This window comes from Neorhizobium sp. NCHU2750 (assembly GCF_003597675.1).
GTDB lineage: Bacteria > Pseudomonadota > Alphaproteobacteria > Rhizobiales > Rhizobiaceae > Neorhizobium.
Genome location: NZ_CP030827.1, coordinates 805,944 through 826,220 on the forward strand (window position 1 = coordinate 805,944; position 20,277 = coordinate 826,220).

Sequence of the window (20,277 nt, forward strand, 5' to 3'; positions counted from 1 at the left end):
CTCTGTTCAATCGGGTATTACGAGGCTTTCGACATGGCGACGACCGTGACGGCCAAGGGGCAGGTGACGATCCCGAAGGCAGTGCGCGACCTGCTCGGCATAAAGCCGGGCAGTCAGGTGGATTTTCATCGCACTGCCGATGGCAGCATCGTGCTGTCCAAGGCCGGCGGCAAAAAGCCCGAAAGCCGCTTTACCCGCCTCAGGGGCCATGCCGGCGGTGCCGGTAAGGGCCTCGATACGGACGCGATCATGGCGCTTACCCGTGGCGAAAGCCAGGATGACGGCCAGACGCAGGACTACGCCGGCGAGCGCTACGACAGGCGCGGCCAGTGACGCTGGTCGACACCAATGTCCTGCTCGATCTCGTGACCGACGATCCGGTCTGGGCCGGCTGGTCAGTCGAACAGCTCGAGGCGGCAAGCCTTGCCGGCCCGCTCTTCATCAACGATATCGTCTATGCCGAACTTGCCGTTCGCTATCCGCGCATCGAAGATCTCGATGCCTTCGTGGCCGAGGCGGGGCTGGTGATGCTGCCTCTGTCCCGCGCCGCCCTTTTTCTCGCCGGCAAGGCCTTTACCCGCTATCGCCGCTCCGGCGGCCTGCGCACCGGCGTGCTGCCGGATTTTCTCATCGGCGCCCAGGCGGCGGTCGAAGATCTGGCCCTCCTCACGCGCGATACCGGCCGCTACAAGAGTTATTTCCCGACCATCCGCCTGATCGCACCGCAAGCCGCCTGAATGGCAGATACGTTTATCGCCGCTTGCCGGGCGGCGATAAAGCGATAATCATGCCGACGGGCACAGGATCGGGCGAAGAGGGGGACGGTGATGCAATCCCTGCCAAGTCATGCGGAATATTTCGGCCATGTGCGAACCATTATCGGCATGGTTCTGGCGCTGAGCCTCGCCCGGCTGGTCAATGGCCTCACCCGCTTCGTCCAGCATCCGGGCACGATCAAGGTCTATCCCGTTCATCTGGGCTGGGTCGTCTTCCTGCTGATCTCCATCGTGCATTTCTGGTGGTACGAGTTCCATCTGGTACTCGTGCCGGTCTGGACCTTCCCGCTCTACGGCTTCCTGATCTTCTATGCCATGGTATTCGCAGCGCTCACCGCCTTGCTGTTTCCCGACCAGATGACCGAATATGACGGTTTCGAGGATTATTTTACCAGGCGCAAACGCTGGTTCTTCGGCCTTCTCGCCTTCGCCGCACTGCTCGATGTCGGCGATACGCTGGTCAAGGGGCAGGACTATTTCCGATCCCTCGGCATGGAATATCCGATCCGCCAGGCAGCCTTTGTCGGCCTCTCCATCACCGCCATGTTCATCAGTTCGAAACGAGCCCAGCTCGCACTCGTGCTTGCGGCCATCGTCTATCAGGTCAGCTGGATCGTCAGGCTTTACGATATCCTGTGAGGCAGGGGGAGCATGTCGACGCAGGGCGGCCGATGCAATTCATCCCATTCGTCAAAACCGCCCCGCGGCACTGGCCAAAGCCCGTTCCTCCCTTATCTCCCCCAATGCCGAAGGGTGAAGCGCGCCCGCGGCAGCAAACGATATCGGCCGGGGGAGGGCTGAGCCATGCACAAGAACACCATCTGTCTCTGGTATGACGGCGAGGCCGAGGCCGCCGCCCGCTTCTATGCCAAAACCTTTCCGGACAGCGCGATGGGCGCCGTCATCCGCGCGCCGGGCGATTATCCGGATGGTCGTGAGGGCGATGTGCTGGTGGTCGAGTTCACCCTCTGCGGCATTCCCTGCATCGGCTTGAACGGCGGCCCGATCTTCAAGCATAACGAGGCCTTCTCCTTCCAGATCTCAACCGAAGACCAGGAGGAAACCGACCGCTACTGGAATGCCGTCGTCGGCAATGGCGGTGAGGAGAGCGAATGCGGCTGGTGCAAGGACCGCTGGGGCATATCCTTCCAGATCACCCCGCGCACCCTGATGGAGGCGATGAAGGCCGGCGGACCGGAGGCCAAGCGCGCCTTCGATGTGATGATGACGATGAAGAAGATCGACGTCGCCGCCATCGATGCTGCCCGCAAGGGCTGAGCGCGGAAGATTTTAGGTCTGAGAAGTGCCGGTGATCGGGTCGAGATTGACGATCGGCTCGAGATTGGTGATCCGGTCGAGATTGTCGATCAACCGCAGAAGCAAATCGGTAAACTGCTGCCTCTCCTCGTCGCTGAACCCGGTAAGCGCCTCGCGATTGCCGGCAAACAGCGTGTCGATCGCATCCGGCATGCGGGTCTTGGATAGTTCCGTCAGGCTGACAAGACTGCTGCGACCGTCATTCGGGTCGGGCGTGCGGGCAATCAGCCCATCGCGCTCCATGCGCGACAGCATCTGCGCCATCGGCGGCTGTTCCACTCTCGCAAACCGCGCGAGATCACGCTGGGTGCTGGCCTCGCCATCCTGCAATGCCACCAGAACCGGCAATTGCCCGACACCGAAACCCAAAGGCTTCAGCCGCATTTCGCTCAGCCGCGCAAAGCCGCGCGCCGCAAGGCTGATCAGATGCCCCGGCGTCGACAGCACATCCTCGTCCATTCTCTTGCCTTTCCAGACCCGTTGACAGTGATTTACATACGTACATATATATCTGCGCGCCGCGCCGATCAAGCATGGCCTTGACGTTGGAAATCACGCGGGACGAGTAGGAGAACGACATGTCGGAAAACCACGCCGAGCTGGTGAAGCTCATCTATGACCGTTTCAACGCCCGCGATACCGATGGCGTTCTGGCGGTGACATCCGAAGATGTCGCCTGGGCCAATGCGATGGAAGGCGGCCATGTCCACGGCCACGCGGCCCTGCGCGACTACTGGACCCGCCAATGGGCGATCGTCCGCCCGGTGGTCGAACCCGTGGCGATTCGCAGGCTCGCCGGCGATGCCCCGGACGACAAGGCGCAAGGCATTGCGGAAGAGACGATCGAGGTCGAGGTGATCCAGAAGATCTACGATCTCGAAGGCCGCCCGCTGGGCGAGCCGTCACAGGGCCTGAAGGACAAGACGGTGCTGCATCTCTTCCGCCTGCAGGATGGCAGGATCACCCGCTTCGACGTGCGCGACACGGCCTGAACGATCTGGTGATCCATCTTGCCCCCCCGTGATCCGCGGGCCATCCGTGCCATGGCGGCGGGGTGGCTGAGGAAAGCCGCCCGCAACGCTCAAGCCGCCGGTTTCGCTTCACGCTAGGCAAGCACGCCCTAGAATTTCACCACCGACACCACCCGAGCAGGCGTGGTAGTCGGCGCTGCCCGCCAGATTTCCCGCATCGTCTTCATGCCGCCGATCTTTGCCGAAAGCGTGGTGCTGCCGGGAACAGCGGCCTCGATCTGCGCCAGATGGGCATTGCTCACCTTTTCGCGGGCGCAGGCGCCCTTCACCGTCCACAGGTTCTCGGCTATGCCGCTGCCGACCGCAGAGGTGATCGCGCTTGCCGCCACGTCGTCCCGCTGTACCTTCTTCGCCTTGACCAGGCCCTGGATCGCCTCGCCGAGAATGATCGCCGAATCCTTGAACGTGACCCCCGCCATTTTGTCGTATTGGGCATTGCTCTGCTTGTCGACGATGCAGTGCTGCGCGGTAAACAGCCAGTCATGGATCATGTAGGCCGGCGCATAGCCCCACGGATTGAGGCCCTTGAACACCTGCGCGATCCGCGGGATCGAGCCGCCGTCGGTATACATCACACCAGGACGGATCACCTTGGCGGGCCCGTCGCCTGGACGGGTGAAGGTCAGCGGATCCGCCGGATCGGGCACGAAGACGAATTGCCCGTCGCCGCTTTTGTCGCTGCCCGCCCCGACCCACATGACGATCAGGCTGCCGGTAAAGCCGCCGGGTTTCAGCCCATCATAATCGATGCTGACGCAGCCGCCGAGCAGCAGTGCGGCCGTCGGTAGCAGCCGCCGCGCCAATGCCTTCCAGCGCACGCCGGTTTTCAAGACCGGCTTGCCCGGCGCCGTATAGGCTCGGCCACGGTTCGTGAGTTTGACCTCGGACATGCTTCATCTCCCCCATTCTCCCGGTTGAATATTGAAATCAACCAAAGCGGGAAATCAACGAGGAATAAACGTCCATCGCGCATTTGCCGCGAGCTGTGGTCCGGCGATCACGCTCCGGCCATGCCGGCAAAGTCGATGGACGCGCGTGTTGCCGCAGTTGCAACGGTTTGCCCGTAAAATCGTCATGACGCTGCATAAATAGGCAGATAAGCTCTTGCAAAACGTCAGCAATGGCGCATAAGCAGCGCCATTCCAACAGGTATCGAAACGATCCCGGTCAGGCGCGGCGCTTCCATCGCCGGGCATCCTCGGGCGCTTTCGAAAATGGCGTCGCGGAGCGCCTTTTCATCATGAAGACTACAACGGCTTATGCCGTCGGCGGTAACGTCATTCTGGCCGGCATCCTTCTGATGCTGGTGGGCGATTTCATGTTCGCCTTGAACGATGCCATGGGCAAATGGCTGGTCGCAAGCTTCTCGGTCGGGCAGGTCCTGCTCGTCCGCTCGCTGGGTGCCTTTCTCGTGCTGGGGCCGATGCTGTCGCGCGCTCCGGCCAAATCGCTCCTGAAGGTCGACAAACCCCACTGGCAGTTCGCCCGCGTGCTGATGGCAACCGGCGACACGGCGCTGTTTTATGCGGCCGTCACCTATATGCCGCTCGCCGATGTCATGACCTTCTACATGGCCGGACCGATCTATGTCGCGGCCATCTCGCATTTCCTCCTCGGCGAGCGGATCGGCTGGCGGCGCTGGCTGGCGGTCTTAGTTGGCTTCATCGGCGTCGTCATCGCGCTGCGGCCGTCCTCGGCCATGCTCTCCTGGCCGTCGATCTTCGCGCTGGTCGGCAGCCTGTCCTTCGCGCTGTCGCTGGTGCTCGGCCGGGTACTGCGCTCCACCCCGGATGTGACGCTCGTCACCTGGCAGACGCTCGGCAGCCTGTTGACCGGCATCGTCCTGAGCATCGGCACCTGGAGCACCTTCAGTGGCCAGCAGCTGGCAGCCCTGCTGCTGCTCGGCGTCGTCTCCTGCTCGGCGCATCTGATGATCACCCGCTCGCTCAAGCTTGCCCCCGCATCGCTGCTGGCGCCGCTGCAATATACGCTGCTTTTATGGGCGATCGTCTTCGGCTGGACCTTCTTCGGCGATTTCCCCGACAGGCAGACGCTTGTCGGCGCCGTCGTCATCGTCTTTGCCGGCATGTTCATCTTCCATCGCGCCAAGGTGAAGGCGCAGGAGCCCGTCGTGCCGAATAATTCGAGCCACGGCTGACCACGCGGCCTCAGGATGACAAAAGCCGCCCGCGCAGGCTGCACGGACGGCTTTTCCTCGTGCCCTGTCGGGCGCGTCTTCATGAAATTTGGTCGAAACGGCCCTAGAATTTCACCCCGATACCGACCTGGATGATATTCTGGTTGAAATCGACATTGGCGCCGTCGAGGCGGCCATGGCCGTAATCGTTGTAGCGATATTCCAGCCGGCCGAAGACATTGTCGGTAAAGGCGTGGTCGACGCCGGCGCCGATCGTCCAGCCGTTCAGCGTGTCGCTGTCATTGCCGGTCGGCGCCTTCAGCCTGACATCGGTCGCCGTCCAGCCGCCGGCCGCATAGATCAGCGTGCGGTCGATCGCGTAACCCAGCCGGGCGCGCACCGAGCCGTTGACGCCGCCTTCGAGCTTCACGCCGCCGCCGTAATTGTTGTCGTTCCAGTCGTAGTTGATGTCGCCTTCGACACCGGTGACGAAACCGTTGGAGAACTGCCAGTTATAGCCGGCGAACCCGCCGAGCCGCCATCCGTCGAAATCGTCGGAACCGGCACCCTCCAGATGCCCGTCACCCCAGCCATAGCCGGTATGGGCACCGAGATAGGGGCCGCTCCAGGTGAAGACGGGCATCGTATCGACGGCGGCCGGCGCGGTCGGCACTTGCTCCACAGCATCCGCCGCAAAGGCTTCAGTGTAGGCTGCGGTCGACGCGGCAAGGGCCGTGGCCGCAGCAAGAACGAAAATACCCTTCATGGGCATGACCTCCTGATGCGTTACATCGAATGATCTAGGAGCGAATGCTAAAAAAACCAGAGGCGAAATCTCAGGTAGCACAAGAGTGATCGGGCAGGGCGGTGCAGGCGATGGCGAAGGCGGGTTCAAAACCGGTGGCCGGGCGTCTGAAAACGGCTGGTTTGCCGCTGTAAGTGGGCCGGCTTCGGCGCTGGGGCTTGACCGCGGACGGGATTGCAATCCTAAGTCTATACCATGGATGTGAGGGACGCCGAACACGCAAAGGACGGGACGACGCGGCGCGCGACAGGCGCGGCACCCAGCCTCATGTCCGGCGAAAACGGCCGTATGCTGGCACTGATCTCGAGCGGCATCGGGCTGCATGCCTTCAACCAGTTCGCCATCGTCGCCGCCATGCCGCTTGCGGCGGCAGAACTTGGCGGGCGCGGCTGGTTCAGCTGGGTCTACAGCCTCTATTTCATCGGCTCGATCGCCGGCGGCACGCTGGCCGCCTCGCTTCGCGACCGGCTCGGCGTGCGCCTGAGCCTCGCCATCGCAGCACTCGTCTTCGCGCTTGGCGGCGTCATGGCCATGCTGGCGCCGGCCTTCGGCTTCATCGTCGCCGGCCGCCTGCTGCAGGGCGTGGCCGACGGGCTGATCGTGGCGATCTGCTACAGCCTCATCCCGGCCAATTTTTCGGCCGCGCTGATCGCCCGCGTCTTTGCCGTCGAGGCAACCGTCTGGGCGGTGGCGGCATTGCTCGGCCCGCTCGTCGGTGGGCTTTTGGCGCAGGGCATATCCTGGCGGGCATCCTTTCTCGCCGTCCTGCCGCTTCTCGCGGCACTGGCGGCCATGACCGGCCTTACCAGGCCGAAAACGGGCGAGGGCAGGGCTGCAGCCTTTCCGCCGCTCACCATCGGCCTCTGGGTCGCCTCCGCCTTTGTGCTGGCACTCTCCTCGGCCGGCAGAAGCCCGCTCTGGCAGGGCGGCATGCTGGCGGCGGGACTGGCCGTCCTCGTCTTCGCCATCCGCCTTGATGGGCGGTTCGGCGCGCCGCTGTTTCCCGCCGCCGCCTTCAGGCCGGGTTCGGTGCTCGGTCGCGCCTTCCTGATGCTGTTCCTCATGTCGGCCGGCCATTCGGCGGGCAGCACCTATCTGGCACTTCTGCTGCGCGAGGTCTTTCAGCTTGCCCCGGCCATAACCGGCTATGTCATCGTCGTCATGGCACTCACCTGGAGCGCGGTCGCCATGGTCGCCGCCCGCGTCACCGGAAAGACCGCCCGCCACGCCGCAATGCGCGCCGGCCCGCTGTTTCAAGGTGCGGGCTTTGCCACGATTGCCGCGGCACTCGCACTGCAATGTCTGCCGCTCGTCATCCTCGGCCAGATGCTGATCGGCACCGGCTTCGGGCTTGCCTGGGCCAATGTCAACCAGGTGGCAATGGAAGCGGCCGATCAGGGCGAGCGCGACCGGGCAAGCGCGCTGCTGCCCACCATGTCGACTGCCGGCTATGCCGTGGGTGCGGCACTCTCTGGCACGATCGCGGCCGCCACCGGGCTTGCGGCAAGCCTTGGCGCGGGATCGGCCGGCGATACCGCCACCTGGCTTTACGGCACGGCCGCCCTGGGCGCGCTGGCAAGCTTCATTCTCGGTTTCGGCGTCAGGCTGAAACCTGTCGCTTGAGCGCTCCCTTCAATGCCTCGAAAATCCGCCCATCCAGCGTCTGCGAGACATTGAACCGCATGAAGCTTTTCGCCGATTGCGACAGGCTGAAGGCATTGCCGGGGGCAAGCACGATATTCTGCCCGATACAGGCCTGCGCCAGTGCCGCTGCATCGGCCTCTCCCGGCAGCCGGCACCACAGGAACATGCCCGATTGCGGCCGGATCACCGGCTCGATGCCGAGATCCGACAGTCTGCCGCTCACCTCCGCCATCGCTTTCGCAAGCCGTGCCCGCAACAGGTCGAGATGCTTTCTGTATCCGCCATCCGAAAGCGCGGCATGGACCATCTCCTCCGTCAGCCGCGCACTGGCAAACGAGGTGGCGATCTTGAGGTCGGTCAGTCCCTCGATCCAGTCCGGCCGCGCCGCAATGAAGCCGCAGCGCGCCGCAGCCGACAGCGTTTTCGAAAAGCTGCCGATATGGATGACCCTGTCCAGGCCGTCGAAGGCGGCAAGCCGCGGCGCCGCTACCGATCCCGTTTCGAAATCGGCGAAGATGTCGTCCTCGATGATCGTCAGGTCGAATTCCTCGGCGATTTTCAGCACCCGATGCGCCGTGACCGGCGAAAGCACCGCCCCGGTCGGATTGTGGATCGCCGAATTGGTGATGTAGAGCCGCGGCCTGTGCGCCGAAACGGTTGCGGCAAAGGCCGCAAGATCCGGCCCGTTCGCCGTATAGGGCACACCGACGATTTTTGCCCGATGGGCTCTCAAGAGCGCATGAAAGTTGAAATAGCATGGGTCGTCGACCAGAACCGTATCGCCGGGCTCGATCAGCAGGCGGCAGAGAAGATCGATCGCCTGCGTGCCCGAGCCGGCAAGGATGATCTGTTCCGGCGAGGCCTCCATGCCGCGCTCGGCCATCCGCCGCGAGATCAGCCGGCGCAGCGGCAAAAGCCCGAGCGGCGTGCCGTAATCGGCAAGCGAGGTCGCGTCCGCCCGCGCCACACCGCGCAGCGCCCGCCGCATGGCGTCTTCCGGCAGCCAGTCCGGCGGCAGCCAGCCGCAGCCGGGCTTCAGGCTGTCCTCGCGGCTTTCCAGCGATTGCCGCGAGATCCAGAACGGATCTACCGCCCGGTCGAGCTTCGGCCCGGCCTCGGCCGGCGAAAACGCCGCCGCCTGGTTTGCCACATAGAACCCGGAGCCCGGCCGCGAGGAGATCGCCCCCTCCGCCACCAGCCGCTCATAGGCATCGACCACGGTCGAGGTCGAGACCGACAGCGTTGCCGAAAGCGACCGCACCGAAGGCAGCTTCGCCCCCGGCGTCAGGGAACGGCCGGCAATCCGCTGCCGGATCGTCGCCATCACCATCTCCACCTTGCCGGCCGGCTGCTCCGTCGTAAGATCCATGTCCGCACCCTCATCCGTACTGGTCGTGTGACCACAACAGTTTCACCGAATTGTATCAGACTGTTTCTGGCGAGGCGAGGGCTTCGGGAGGATAAGGGCGGTGCATCATCTGCGATGACAATCGGCACGACACCGCGTGCCACTTGAGGACTGGAGAAAACATGGACCGTGGTTTGTCGGGTTGGCTGAACGGCTTTATCGGCGTGCTGATCTTTTCCGGATCGTTGCCGGCCACGCGGCTTGCGGTAATCGGTTTCGATCCCTTGTTCCTGACGGTGGCGCGCGGCGCGATCGCCGGGCTCCTGTCGCTCCTGCTGCTCGTCGCCTTCCGCCAGAAGCGGCCGCAGAGGAGCGAGTTGATGTCGCTCGTCATCATCGCGCTCGGCTGCGTCGTCGGCTTTCCGCTTCTGACCGCCTTGGCGCTGCAGCACATCTCGTCCGCCCATTCGGTCGTCTTCATCGGGCTTCTGCCGCTGGCAACGGCCATCTTCGCCGTCATCCGTGGCGGCGAACGGCCGAAACCGGCCTTCTGGCTGTTTGCCATCCTCGGCAGCCTCCTGGTCACCGGCTTCGCCCTGGCGCAGGGTGGCGCATCTACGGCAATGGGAGCTTCCTCTTTCGGCCTCTCCTTCGGCGACTGGCTGATGCTGGCGGCGATCGTCGTCTGCGGCCTCGGCTATGCGGAAGGTGCGGCCCTGTCGAAAAGCCTCGGCGGCTGGCAGGTCATCTGCTGGGCTTTGGTCGTCTCGCTGCCGGTCATGCTCGTCGGCACGCTGGCGCTGCTGCCGGCAAGCTTTGCCGGCATCGGCGGCCCGGCCTATGCGGGTCTTGCCTATGTCTCGCTGTTTTCCATGCTGATCGGCTTCATCTTCTGGTATCGCGGCTTGTCGCAGGGCGGCACGGCAACCGTCGGCCAGCTGCAGCTGGTGCAGCCCTTCTTCGGCCTGGCGCTGGCGGCGCTGCTTCTCGGCGAGAAGGTGACGCCTGCCATGTTCATCGTCACGCTCGGCGTCATCCTTTGCGTCGCCGCTGCCAAGCGGTTCGCGCGTTAATTCAGGCTCAGCATCGTCGTCCCGATAATGGCGAGCAGCGCTCCGCCCCAGGCATAGGCGCGCGGCATCTGGCCGCTGCGGATCCACACCATCGGCAAAATGACGATCGGCGTCATCGACGACAGGGTCGAGACGATGCCCACGCTTCCCGTCTGCAATGCCGCCAGCAGCAGCGATGTGCCGAGCGAAGTGCCGAAAAAGGCTGCAGCAATGGCGATGCCGAAATCCTGGCGGCGGAAAGTCTCGCCCTTGCTTGCCATGGAGCGGCGACGCAGGAATGGAACGGCGAGCATTGACCAGTAGCATATCGCTGCAAAACCGCAGCGGACTGCCATGCCGGCAAAGGGCTCGACGCCGGAAATCATGGCGGGACGGGCCAGCAGGCTGCCGGATGCCTGACCGAGCGCGGTGATCACGCCGAGAACTATGCCCATGGTCGAAACCGACTGGAGCAACCCTGCCGGGGCAGGTTTCTGCGGGCCATCGGCCAACGGGATCAGCGGCGGAGGTTCTCGTCGGCGAACGCCGATCGCAACGACGATCCCGATAATGATCAGGCTGACGCCGCAAGCCTGCAAAAGCGAGATCGTTTCGCCATAGATGAGATAGCCGAAGAGCAGGGCGAAGGGGGATGCCAGTGAAAACAAAAGGGCGGTCACGCGCGGGCCTGCCGCATAGATTGCCGCCAGATAGGTCGTGCTGGCAATGACGATCCCGGCAAAGCCGGAAGCCACCAGCATTTCAATCTGCCACCAGCCAAGCGTTCTCCATCCGTCAAGCACGGTGGCGGCCGCCGAGGTGAACAGGAAGGATGCCGTCAGCTGCCAGCGGGCAAGCCTCAGCACCGCCACGCGGCCGTTCAGCTCGCTGATAAGCATCGAGCTCAAGGCCGAGCAGACCGCCGCGCTGACCGCGAAAATTTCCGAAATAAGCACTGCGCGCCCCTGCCAGAGATTGTCCTGTCGCCTTCCCCACAGACGGGAATCGGAGGCAGTCTTCGCTTCTGTAGCGCGGGAGGCGCTGCATGGCGAGGGTAGACCCGCAACGGGTTGCCCGTCTCCGTTCATGCTCTCGCCGGTCAGGAACGGGGCCACCCGGCGCTTTCGACGCCGGGTGGCGTTGCGTGATCCGATCCGTCTCAATCGGGGTTCAGCATCGCGAAAATGTGGTCATAGCTGCCGTCGTGTTCGGCAAAACGGCGGACATGGTCGCGGGAAAGCAGAAGCTCGCCTCCCGGATACCGGCCTTCTTCCAGCATGGCCATCACCTCGGCCGTGAAGACGTCGAGCGGCATGGCGCGCGGATCGGCAAGCTGTCCGGCGCCGGTCAGCTTGGTCTGCACATAGGGCGGCGACAGTTCCAGCACCTCGATCGGCATATGGCGCAACTGGTGGCGCAGCGAGACCAGCCAGGAATGCAGGAAGGCCTTGCTGGCGCAATAGCTCGGAAAGTCGGCGCGCGGCACGAAGGCAAGCGCCGAACTGGTCGCCATGATCGTCGCCTGTCGCTGCCGCTTCAACAGCGGCAGGAAGGCCGCCACGGTCCGCAACACACCGACGACATTGGTCTCGACCACCGTCTCGGCATCCTCCGCGCTCCAGTCGTCGGATGTCATGTCCTCGGTTTTCGAAATCCCTGCATTGGCGATCAGCACGTTGAGGTCGGCAAATCGCTGCGCGACCTCGCCCTTCAGCCGGGCAAGCGAGGCGCGATCGGCAAGGTCGAGCACAAGCCCGCTCATGCCGGGGCGGTCTGCGGTCACCGCGTTGATGAGGTCCTGCCGCCGGCCGGTGATGATGACGCGGTTGCTGCGGTCATGCAGGGCTTCCGCCAGCGCCCGACCGATGCCGCTGGTGGCGCCGGTGATCAGGATGGTGTTGTCTGTCATGTTCATGGTTGGATCCTTTCCAAACGTCTGTCGGGGAAAGGCAGGTGCAGGCGTGTATGTCAGTACCCCGCGCCACACCGATCCCTGACCCGCTGGACGGGTTGGAAAAGTCGGTCTGTCAGGGGCTGGATCACTCCATGCCGCGTGCCTTCAGGCCGAGTTCTCCCAGCGGGGACCCTCTCGGCCAAGGACGCGTTGGATGACGGTAACGCCTACGGCAGCGCCAAGCGTGCGGCTGCGCCAGAACACCTATGCGACCGGTCGCAATTGGTCAATCCTGCCGCCGTCGTACGCCGGCACGCGCAAGTGTTCGACGGGTCGATGTCGGGGAAATTGAAAGGACGGCCAGCGTGATCTCGCGGCAGCAACGTGACGTCAATCTGTTGCCCGAACCCGTTCTATAGATAACGGCGGTCGCGTCCCGAAGGTCTACTGGCAGACACGGGCGATCCTGTCCATCGAAATGCGCCATCCGGATGGCGCGAAGATCTCCGCCCTCGGCCATCCGCCGCGTCGGGAAAACATGTCTCCTTGTCGGCATTCTGCTGGTGGTTTTGCTGCATTGCACAGTTGCAATGCTTCGTCGCCAAAGATTTCGCCGGACTTCACCTATATGGGGTATGAAAAGACCATGAAATGGCGTTAAGTTAATTTTTGATGAACAAGGTATACGCCATGGAAAAACTGCCTCGTTACCTTCACGTGCCCTGCGGCTTCTCCAGAATGCTGCTCATGTCGGCCCTTATTTCTGTCGCAAGCCTCGTCACGGGCAACGGCCTGTGGTGGAGCCTCGGCTTTGGCTTTGCTTCGCTCGTCCTCATGCAGATCGGTTATTTCGGTGCACTTCTGCTCGTCGTGCGCCGGGAAAACCAGTCGGTTGAAAGCAGGCTTGCAGAAGCCAGGGTGCCGGACGCCGGATTTGCGGAAGTCAGGCTTACGGAAGCGAGATTGACGGAAGGCAGATTTGCGGAAAGCCGATTTGTCGACGCCAGGCTTGCGGATGGCAGCCTGGGCGAGGCCCGCCAGCCCGATTGAACTGATCTTGAACGGAAGACCCCGCAGGCCACAGGCATGCGGGGCTGTTTCGCTTGCGATGGTCGGGCCGCGGGCCTTTCCCGTTATAATGAGCCCTGAGCCCTAATACCTGGTCCTCAGGCCGGCAGCGGTGCCGCGGGGTTGACCAACCCTTCCTGCCTCAGTTCCCGCCAGAAGTCGGCCGGAACCTTTTCCTTCAGCGCGGCACTGTCCTCGGCGATGCGCGACGGCTGGCTGGCACCGGGAATGACGGCGGCGACCGCCGGATTGGCGAGCGAGAACTGCAGGCCCGCCGCCTTCATGCTGATCCCGTAGCGATCGGCGATCGCCTTGATCCTGGCGATCTTCTGCTTCATCTCAGGCTTCACCGGCGCATATTCGAAATTCGGGCCGCCGACGAGGACGCCCGAACTGTAGGGCCCGCCGACCACGACGCCGAGGCCCCGTTCCGCCACCATCGGCATCACCCGTTGCAGCGCCTTGTCATGGTCGAGCAGCGTATAGCGACCGGCCAGCAGGAAGGCGTCCGGGTTCGGCTCGTCGAGTTCCAGCACCAGCTCGATCGGCTCGACGCGGTTGACCCCGAGCCCCCAGGCCTTGATCACCCCTTCGTCGCGCAGCCGGTCGAGGGCCTTGAAGGCGCCGTTGCGGGCTTCCTCGAACTTTTCCAGCCATTGGTCGCCCCAGAAATCCTGGGCGAGGTCGTGCACGAAGGCGATCTCGATATGGTCGGTCTTCAGCCGCTTCAGGCTGTCCTCGATCGAGCGCAGCGTCGCGTCGTGGGTATAATCGTTGACCACCTTGTTCGGCCGCCCATGGGCAAACACGCCCGTCTTGTCGCCGTCGAGCGCGCTCGTGTCCTCGATCTCGTCGAGGATCACCCGGCCGACCTTGGTGGAGATCACGTATTCATCGCGCGGCCGGCCCGAAAGCGCCTCGCCCATGCGGATTTCGGCAAGCCCGGCGCCGTAGAAGGGGGCATTGTCGTAATAGCGGATGCCGTCCTCCCAGGCGGCCTTCACCGTTGCCAGTGCTTCCTCTTCGGGAATGTCGCGAAACATGTTGCCGAGCGGGGCGGCGCCGAAACCGAGCCTGCTCGGCAGGATATCCTTCAAAGTGGCTTTCCGTGTCATTCTGTCGTCCTCCTGTTGATGGGGCTTCAGCCGAGATCGACGGGGGCAAGCACATAGGCCACCCGCTCCGCCAGGCCGGGGATTTTTGCGGCATAGTCCTTGAAATGCGGCGTCTCGCGATGCGCCGCCACCGCGTCATTGTCGACATAGAGCTCGTCGAGCACGAAACGCTCGGGATTGGCCCGGTCCTGCCAGATATCCCAGCGCAGGTTGCCCGGCTCCGCCCGGCAATCGGCCATCATGCCAAGAAGAAGCGCCTTCAGCGCGTCAGCCTTGCCCGGCAGCGCGGTCAGCGTCGCGGAAATCTTGGCGGGGTTTTTGCTCTCAGTCATTAGATGTCTATCCTTGGATCTTCATAAATTAGCTGTGACAAGGCCCCCTCCCAACCCTCCCCACAAGGGGGAGGGCTTAACCCAGTCGCCCCGCTGAAGCCCGATTCAGGCAGGGGATTGCGGCACGTTTTCTCCCCCCTTGTGGGGGGCTCGAAGAGCGGGTCGAGACCTGTGGCTCGACCCAGGTAAGCCCGGCAGGGCAGAGGGGGTATTGCTTCCGTTAAGGCACAACTCCTTAGGCAGCCTGCCTGCGATCGAGTGCCTCGATCAGGGCGGCGGCGATCGGGTGGTCCGAACGCGGGTTCTGGCCGGTGATCAGCTCGCGGTCGATGACCACGTTCGGCTCGAAATCCACCTTCGTCTTGCTCACGTTACCACCTGCTGCCGTCAGCGCCTCGATCATGTTGAAATAGAGCTTGGCATGCAGAATATAATCCTCGACGACCGTTTCTTCCGTGTCGGAAAATACTGTCATCTTGTAACCGGCATATTGCCAGCCCTTTGCCCATTCGCGAGCCTTTTCTGCGTCGCCGGCAATCAGCGCCGAGCGGAATTCGCGCGCATGCGGCATGGCGGCAACCGTTGCGGCCGGGCCGTGGCAGAGGAAAGCGGAAGGCTTTGCCGCCTCGTGGAAATGGCGGGCGATTTCGCCCATGTCCGGATCGGTCATCAGGTCGACGACCGGGCCCTGGCCGCCGGGCACGAAGATGGCCGCATAGGTGTCGAGACCCTGTTCGATGGCGCCCTTCAGCGTCAGGCCGCTATTCATCGACGGATCGTCGTTCCAGAAAGCCTTGGCCGTCTCATAGGCGGCAACGTCGCCGCCGAAATGTTCGGCGCTGTCGGAGGCCTCGTCCATATGCGGCTTGCCGCCCGTCGGCGTTGCCAGCACCACCTCGTAGCCGGCGGCGATCAGTGCCTGCATCGGCACGACCGTTTCGTTGAGATACTGACCGGTCGCACCCGTGCGTCCGTCCTTCGTTTCGATCCGGGTTGCATTCGACCCGATCACCAGAACCTTGCCCTTGCTTATCGTCTTTCTCCTTTGAAGTGTTCCGTCCGCCTTGGACAAGAATGACGATGCGCCCGCTCGACACATTTCGGAAATTTATTTATGTTATTCCAGATATTCGCTTTGCTATATAACTGAATAGGTATTGTATTCGAATGCGATACGACCTGAACCTCTTGCCGGTCTTCGTCGTGCTGATGGAGGAGCGCAATGTCACCCGCGCCGCCGAGCGCCTCGGCATCACCCAGCCGGCTTTGTCAAACGCGCTGAACCGGTTGCGCGAGACCCTGCGCGATCCGCTTTTCGTCCGCGAGCGCTACGGCATCCGCCCGACGGAACTGGCGCAGGAGATCGCTCCTGCCATCGCCGAGGCGCTGGCAAAGCTCGATGACGTCGTGCTCGGCCAGCAGGAGTTCGATCCCGGCACCGCCGAGCGGCTGTTCACCATCGCACCCAACGACTATGTGGAATTCGTGCTGGTGCCGGCAATCGTTGCCCGGCTGCGTGACGTGGCGCCGGGGATCCGGCTGCGCCTCACGCCCTTCGGCAGCGACCTCTCCGAGACCGGCATTCTATCCGGCACGACGGCAATGGCGCTCGGCCGGCCGGTCGATCCGCCGGATAATCTGGTCGTCCAGCATCTGATGAATGACGGGCTTGCCTGCGTGCTGCGTGCCGATCATCCCGAGATCGGCGACAGCATTTCCCGCGAGGAATACGAGCGGCTGAAGCATGTCAACATGCTGCCGCCCGGCCGCCTGCGTGCCGGCCTGTTCCAGTCGCTCGAAAAGCAGGGGCTGAAGCGCGAGGTAGCGGTCTCCGTCACCCATTTCCTGTCGATCCCCGAACTCATCGCCGTCACCGATTACTGCACCACCCTGCCGACTCTCATCTGCCGCCGCCTCGCGCTCGATCCACGATTGAAGGTGCTGCCCGCACCCGTCGATCTCGGTACCTTCCCGGTCGAGATGGCCTGGCATGTGCGCTATCGCAACGATCCCGCCCACCGCTGGCTGCGGGGGCTGATCGTCGATGTGGCGCGGGACCTGTCACGGTCGGACAGCACGCTTTCGTGACCGCGTTGCAATTTAGCCGATGCCTGGTGCTGCTATTAACGAAATGCTTGTATCGTCACTATCTCGGACGGGGATGACAGATGCAGCCGAGACGAATGAGGGTGATAGCACTGGGGGCAGTGTTGGCGGTCGTCGGGGCAATTGTCCCGCTGGCTGTCATGGCCTATGCGTCCTGGCGGATTGCCACCGGCACTGAACTCGATGCGCTGCAACGGGCCGGCAAAAGGGCGGTGGCGCGGGCCGAGAACACCTTTATGGAAGCAGGCTGGGCGCTCCGCTATGTCGACGCCTCCAGGGTCGAGCCATGCTCGCCGTCCCATATCGCGCTGATGCGGATCGCCACCATCAACACCGATGCCGTCAGCGAGGTCGGCTATTTCGATAATGGCCGGCTGAAATGCACCTCATGGGGTGCGGTGACGGATACCGTCGAGCACTCCCATGTCGACTACATAACGCCGGACGGTTTCGACGTCACGCTTCGGCTCATGCCGACCATCAGCATCGGCAAACCGGTTCTGGGCCTCAGCCTCGGCAGTCACTATGTCCTGATCGCGCCGTCCCGTTTCGTCGATGTCGGCCTTACCCCGGAAGTGTCGTTGGCCCTGATGAATACCACCGGCCTGCTGATCGACATGCGCAACAATGCCGATATCGTCTTTGCCCAGCACCGTATCGGTGGAAAGCCGAGCGGCATCGAGGACGGTCGCATGTTCGCCAAGGTGGAAGGCAAGGGCGTGATCGCCGTCGTCACCGAGCCGGCCCGCATGGTCTATCACCGGCTGAAAACGGAACTCCTGCTGCTGCTGCCGGTCGGCCTGTTCATTGCCGCCTTCATCGTCGCCATCGTCGTTCTTCTGTCGAAACGCCGGCTCTCGCCACGCGCCGAGCTGGAACTCGCCGTCCAGAACCGCGAATTCGTCGTGCATTACCAGCCGATTATCGAGCTTGCGACGAATATCTGCGTCGGTGCGGAGGCGCTCGTCCGCTGGAAGCGGCCCGATGGCACGCTTGTGCGGCCGGACCTGTTCATTCCGCTTGCCGAGGAGACCGGCCTGATCAAGCCGATCACCGATCAGGTGGTCGATGCCGTGGTGCGCGAACTCGGCTCCCTTCTGGTCGAGGATCGCGGCCTGCATGTCGCCGTCAATCTGTCGGCCGAGGATATCCGGACCGGCCGTATCCTCGATCTGCTGGTCAACAAGCTGTCGGGTACCGGCATCCGCAACGAGCAGATCCTGCTGGAGGCGACCGAACGCGGCTTCATCGATATCGAGGCGGCAAACAGGACCTTCGCCCGTGCCCGCAGGGTCGGCCATACGGTCGCCATCGACGATTTCGGCACCGGCTATTCCAGCCTGCAATATCTTCAGGGCTTGCCCATGGATGCCCTGAAGATCGACAAGTCCTTCATCGATACGATCGGGCGAGGCACAGCGACGAGTTCGGTGACGCTGCACATCATCGAAATGGCGCGCGAACTCGGCTTTCTCTCCGTTGCAGAGGGTGTCGAGACGGAAGAGCAGGCAGATTATCTGCGCCGGCACGGCGTCAATTTCGGCCAGGGCTGGCTGTTTTCGAAACCGCTGGAGGCCGCCGCCTTCATCGCTTTCCAGAAGGAGGCCCGCCGGCGCTACGGTGCCGCCCCGGAAGTCATCCGTTCTGCTGCCTGAAGCGCGACAGGAGAACTGATTTTCGCCTGCAAGGCGCTGTTTCATCAGGGTTTGTCGATTCTTCTAACATATATTTCACACGTCATGCTTAGATATGGGATGACCGACCCTTTCTGAGGACATGAAGACCTTGGGCGATAGCCACACCCTGTTGCAGACGGCGCGACTGATGGACGAGGCCGGTGTGCTTGTCGCCGTCTTCGATGATCAGGACCGGCTGTGTTACGCCAACCGCGCCTTTCGGGCGGCGTGGTTCATCGGTGATGACGAAAGGGGCGATGACGAAAGACTTGTGTGGTCCGAGCTGATGCGGCGCAATTTCCATGCGAGGCAGGGGACGATCATCAAGGCTCGGGATTTCGAGACCTGGCTCTCTTCCACCCTGTCGCGCCGCGGCAAGGCCGGCTTCCGCGCCTTCGAGACCGATCTGCACGACGGCCGCTGGCTGTGGATGACCGAGACGACGATGGCCGATGGCTGGATGCTCTGCGTCGCAAGCGACATCACCTCCATCCGTTCCGACGAGCGGACGCTGAGGCAGGATCGCGACGATGCCATTAAGGCCTCGCAGACCGACGAGCTGACCGGCGTGCCGAGCCGCCGCTTCGTCATGGCAAAGCTCAACGACATGCTGGCGGCCCAGGAAGAGATGAGCGAGGGATCGGCCGGTGAGGCGAGATGGGGCCGGGTCGGCTGCATCGCCGTGCTCGATATCGACAATTTCAAATATATCAACGACCGTTTCGGCCATTCGGTCGGCGATCTGGTCTTGAGGGATTTCGCCGCAACGCTGCAGCGCCAGATACGCAAGACCGATGTCTTCGGCCGTGTCGGCGGCGAGGAATTCGTCCTCGTCCTGCCCAATACGATGGCGGACGAAGCCGAAACCCTGGTCGGTCGCATGCTCGATGCGGTGAGGAAGTCGCGTCCGCTGCCCGATCAGACAAGCTTCCGCTACACGTTTTCCGCCGGCATCGCCTCTGCAGAAAGCGGCGAAACGGCCGACGATCTCTATCGCCGCGCCGATCTGGCGCTTTACGCCGCCAAGATGCGTGGCCGTGACCAGATCAGCCTCGACCCGAATGCCAGGCTCGGCTCCGTCTGATCAGAGCCGCCCGGCGCCATTCGTCTCGCCCACCAGCGGCAACACCTGCCTGATATGCTCGCCCAGCATCGCCGCCGCTGCCGAAGGCCGGCTTTCGGCAAATTCCAGCGCAATGCCGATCGTCGGCAAGGGCGGCAGGTCCTCGGCCACGATGAACAGATCCGGTGGAACGGCCGTTTTGGTCAGCACGCTGATGGCATGGCCCGAGCGGGCGATCGCCACCAGCCCGGCCAGGCTGTCGCTGGCAAAGGCCACCCGGTAGCGCCTGTTGACCGCCTCCATCGCATCGCAGGCGGCGCGGTGGTCGAGCGTCGCCGGGGCGGACAGCGCCAGCGGCAGAACCTCGTTGTCCAAGACACGCGGCTGCTTCCTGTCCGCCACCCAGACGAAGCTCTCCCGACGGATCACATCCGGATGGCCGGGATCGGCAAGCGACACCAGCGCCATGTCGATCTGTCGGCGCTGCAGAAGCGGCTTGAGGCCGATCGTCGGGGCGCAGACCATCCGCAATTCCACATCCGGATTGGCGGCGCAGAAACCTTTCAGGAGTTCCGGCAGGAAGGCGATTGAATAATCCTCCGGACAGCCGAGGCTGACCGAACCTTTGAGCGTCGGCCCGCCCATATCGGCCAGAATTTCATCATGCCGGGCAAGCAACTGCTCCGCATGGGCAAGCAGTCGCTCGCCGGACGCCGTCAGCCGCACGCCGGCGCCGGTGCGCTGCAGGAGAGCCTGGCCGACTTGATCGGCAAGCCGCTGCATCTGCATGCTGAGCGCCGACTGCGTCCGCCCGACCTGTATCGCCGCAACACTGATCGAACCGGTGCGGGCCACGGTGACGAAATTCTTCAGCAGGTCGAGATCGAGCATGGGCGTCACGATATCAGATTTA

The 20,277-nt window shown here is 63.3% G+C and carries 21 protein-coding genes and 1 pseudogene; 12 read left to right on the forward strand and 10 right to left on the reverse strand.

Annotated elements, in window-relative coordinates; genetic code table 11:
- Positions 1-33: 33 nt before the first annotated feature.
- The 4 genes and pseudogenes from NCHU2750_RS04005 to NCHU2750_RS04020 all read left to right on the forward strand — a co-directional run.
- Positions 34-273 (forward strand): annotated as a pseudogene (locus tag NCHU2750_RS04005) (AbrB/MazE/SpoVT family DNA-binding domain-containing protein); the annotation flags it as partial.
- A 56-nt stretch (positions 274-329) separates the two neighbouring features.
- Positions 330-737: a type II toxin-antitoxin system VapC family toxin gene (locus tag NCHU2750_RS04010; protein ID WP_119939286.1), complete on the forward strand. Its 408-nt coding sequence runs from the start codon at positions 330-332 to the stop codon at positions 735-737.
- A 90-nt stretch (positions 738-827) separates the two neighbouring features.
- The gene (locus tag NCHU2750_RS04015) at positions 828-1,415 is read left to right on the forward strand and encodes a hypothetical protein (RefSeq protein WP_119939287.1); all 588 of its coding nucleotides are present in this window, start codon (positions 828-830) and stop codon (positions 1,413-1,415) included.
- A 165-nt stretch (positions 1,416-1,580) separates the two neighbouring features.
- Positions 1,581-2,054 carry a VOC family protein gene (locus NCHU2750_RS04020; RefSeq protein WP_119939288.1) on the forward strand — a complete coding sequence of 158 codons (474 nt, stop codon included), beginning with the start codon at positions 1,581-1,583 and terminating at the stop codon, positions 2,052-2,054.
- Between the two features lie 12 nt (positions 2,055-2,066).
- Here NCHU2750_RS04020 and NCHU2750_RS04025 read toward each other — a convergent pair whose 3' ends face one another.
- On the reverse strand, positions 2,067-2,552 hold the full coding sequence (locus NCHU2750_RS04025) for a MarR family winged helix-turn-helix transcriptional regulator (protein WP_119939289.1): 486 nt from the start codon (positions 2,550-2,552) through the stop codon (positions 2,067-2,069).
- Positions 2,553-2,671: 119 nt separating this feature from the next.
- On the opposite strand from NCHU2750_RS04025, the gene NCHU2750_RS04030 reads away from it, so the two are divergent.
- Entirely contained in the window at positions 2,672-3,085 is a 414-nt protein-coding gene (locus tag NCHU2750_RS04030; RefSeq protein WP_119939290.1) for a nuclear transport factor 2 family protein, read from the forward strand.
- Between the two features lie 128 nt (positions 3,086-3,213).
- On the opposite strand, the gene NCHU2750_RS04035 is transcribed toward NCHU2750_RS04030, so the two are convergent.
- Positions 3,214-4,014, reverse strand: coding sequence for a hypothetical protein (locus tag NCHU2750_RS04035; protein ID WP_119939291.1), 801 nt, complete (start codon positions 4,012-4,014; stop codon positions 3,214-3,216).
- A 350-nt stretch (positions 4,015-4,364) separates the two neighbouring features.
- On the opposite strand from NCHU2750_RS04035, the gene NCHU2750_RS04040 reads away from it, so the two are divergent.
- Positions 4,365-5,282, forward strand: a complete 918-nt coding sequence (locus NCHU2750_RS04040; protein WP_162939481.1) for a DMT family transporter — start codon at positions 4,365-4,367, stop codon at positions 5,280-5,282.
- A 103-nt stretch (positions 5,283-5,385) separates the two neighbouring features.
- Here the strand turns inward: NCHU2750_RS04040 and NCHU2750_RS04045 are convergent, their stop codons facing one another.
- A complete protein-coding gene (locus NCHU2750_RS04045) occupies positions 5,386-6,027 on the reverse strand; it encodes an outer membrane protein (protein ID WP_119939293.1) in 642 nt (213 codons plus the stop codon).
- 234 nt (positions 6,028-6,261) lie between these two features.
- On the opposite strand from NCHU2750_RS04045, the gene NCHU2750_RS04050 reads away from it, so the two are divergent.
- Positions 6,262-7,689, forward strand: coding sequence for an MFS transporter (locus NCHU2750_RS04050; RefSeq protein WP_119939294.1), 1,428 nt, complete (start codon positions 6,262-6,264; stop codon positions 7,687-7,689).
- Here NCHU2750_RS04050 and NCHU2750_RS04055 read toward each other — a convergent pair.
- Positions 7,667-9,079 (reverse strand): aminotransferase-like domain-containing protein, encoded by a 1,413-nt coding sequence (locus tag NCHU2750_RS04055; protein ID WP_119939295.1) that lies wholly within the window; start codon positions 9,077-9,079, stop codon positions 7,667-7,669. The genes NCHU2750_RS04050 and NCHU2750_RS04055 overlap by 23 nt on opposite strands.
- Positions 9,080-9,240: 161 nt before the next feature.
- Here NCHU2750_RS04055 and NCHU2750_RS04060 point away from each other — a divergent pair, with 161 nt between their 5' ends.
- Positions 9,241-10,131: a DMT family transporter gene (locus NCHU2750_RS04060; RefSeq protein WP_119939296.1), complete on the forward strand. Its 891-nt coding sequence runs from the start codon at positions 9,241-9,243 to the stop codon at positions 10,129-10,131.
- Here the strand turns inward: NCHU2750_RS04060 and NCHU2750_RS04065 are convergent.
- Together NCHU2750_RS04065 and NCHU2750_RS04070 are read right to left on the reverse strand one after the other, a co-directional pair.
- Positions 10,128-11,066 carry a DMT family transporter gene (locus NCHU2750_RS04065; RefSeq protein ID WP_162939482.1) on the reverse strand — a complete coding sequence of 313 codons (939 nt, stop codon included), beginning with the start codon at positions 11,064-11,066 and terminating at the stop codon, positions 10,128-10,130. The two genes, NCHU2750_RS04060 and NCHU2750_RS04065, sit on opposite strands and share 4 nt — an antisense overlap.
- Before the next feature lie 203 nt (positions 11,067-11,269).
- Positions 11,270-12,025 (reverse strand): SDR family oxidoreductase, encoded by a 756-nt coding sequence (locus NCHU2750_RS04070; protein ID WP_119939298.1) that lies wholly within the window; start codon positions 12,023-12,025, stop codon positions 11,270-11,272.
- A gap of 669 nt (positions 12,026-12,694) precedes the next feature.
- On the opposite strand from NCHU2750_RS04070, the gene NCHU2750_RS04075 reads away from it, so the two are divergent.
- Positions 12,695-13,054, forward strand: coding sequence for a hypothetical protein (locus NCHU2750_RS04075; protein ID WP_162939483.1), 360 nt, complete (start codon positions 12,695-12,697; stop codon positions 13,052-13,054).
- Positions 13,055-13,170: 116 nt separating this feature from the next.
- Here NCHU2750_RS04075 and NCHU2750_RS04080 read toward each other — a convergent pair whose 3' ends face one another.
- From NCHU2750_RS04080 to NCHU2750_RS04090, 3 genes are all read right to left on the reverse strand, one after another.
- Positions 13,171-14,187, reverse strand: a complete 1,017-nt coding sequence (locus NCHU2750_RS04080; protein ID WP_119939300.1) for an aldo/keto reductase — start codon at positions 14,185-14,187, stop codon at positions 13,171-13,173.
- 26 nt (positions 14,188-14,213) lie between these two features.
- Positions 14,214-14,519, reverse strand: a complete 306-nt coding sequence (locus NCHU2750_RS04085; RefSeq protein WP_119939301.1) for a putative quinol monooxygenase — start codon at positions 14,517-14,519, stop codon at positions 14,214-14,216.
- Between the two features lie 235 nt (positions 14,520-14,754).
- On the reverse strand, positions 14,755-15,531 hold the full coding sequence (locus NCHU2750_RS04090; RefSeq protein WP_245480329.1) for a type 1 glutamine amidotransferase domain-containing protein: 777 nt from the start codon (positions 15,529-15,531) through the stop codon (positions 14,755-14,757).
- A 155-nt stretch (positions 15,532-15,686) separates the two neighbouring features.
- Here NCHU2750_RS04090 and NCHU2750_RS04095 point away from each other — a divergent pair, with 155 nt between their 5' ends.
- The 3 genes from NCHU2750_RS04095 to NCHU2750_RS04105 all read left to right on the forward strand — a co-directional run bounded on the left by NCHU2750_RS04095 (position 15,687) and on the right by NCHU2750_RS04105 (position 19,385).
- The gene (locus NCHU2750_RS04095) at positions 15,687-16,607 is read left to right on the forward strand and encodes a LysR family transcriptional regulator (protein WP_119939302.1); all 921 of its coding nucleotides are present in this window, start codon (positions 15,687-15,689) and stop codon (positions 16,605-16,607) included.
- 80 nt (positions 16,608-16,687) lie between these two features.
- Positions 16,688-18,280, forward strand: a complete 1,593-nt coding sequence (locus NCHU2750_RS04100) for an EAL domain-containing protein (RefSeq protein WP_119939303.1) — start codon at positions 16,688-16,690, stop codon at positions 18,278-18,280.
- 121 nt (positions 18,281-18,401) lie between these two features.
- The gene (locus NCHU2750_RS04105; RefSeq protein WP_119939304.1) at positions 18,402-19,385 is read left to right on the forward strand and encodes a GGDEF domain-containing protein; all 984 of its coding nucleotides are present in this window, start codon (positions 18,402-18,404) and stop codon (positions 19,383-19,385) included.
- On the opposite strand, the gene NCHU2750_RS04110 is transcribed toward NCHU2750_RS04105, so the two are convergent.
- The gene (locus NCHU2750_RS04110) at positions 19,386-20,255 is read right to left on the reverse strand and encodes a LysR family transcriptional regulator (protein WP_162939484.1); all 870 of its coding nucleotides are present in this window, start codon (positions 20,253-20,255) and stop codon (positions 19,386-19,388) included.
- Positions 20,256-20,277 lie beyond the last annotated feature (22 nt).